Consider the following 364-nt stretch of genomic DNA (forward strand, 5'->3'; position numbering starts at 1 on the left):
AGCAGCTAGACATGCGTCGCCTTTTTCAGCGAGGACAGCTCCAGAGAAGAAGGGAAAAGAAAAAAAGAAAAGGAGAAAGAGAGGAAGCAAGCCAGACCCTGCATCCACCCGATCACTATCTGAAGAACCCAGATAGACACACATGAATGCCCCACCTGCTTTATCCACCAGCCTTACCTGGTGCAACCCTACGATTAGATCAGCTGACCAAGCTTCTACCTTTTCAGCGCCACCATCTTCCGGACGAGCGTATGGTGAGATTTTAATCATCCTTCGGTATCCCGCCCAGGCGGGCTACGGCACTTCATCGGCAAACGCAACGTCTGCACAGGGCCCGGCCAAAACTGCGCCTGACGCAGGTTCA

1 protein-coding gene is annotated in these 364 nt (G+C 53.0%); it reads right to left on the reverse strand.

What is annotated here, in order from left to right; genetic code table 11:
- Nucleotides 1-270 (reverse strand): hypothetical protein (locus tag EL84_RS30535; protein ID WP_047844550.1); only part of this gene is annotated, 270 nt, incomplete at its 3' end.
- Nucleotides 271-364 lie beyond the last annotated feature (94 nt).

The sequence above is a fragment of the Paenibacillus sp. VT-400 genome (genome assembly GCF_001029205.1).
Classification (GTDB): domain Bacteria; phylum Bacillota; class Bacilli; order Paenibacillales; family Paenibacillaceae; genus Paenibacillus; species Paenibacillus amylolyticus.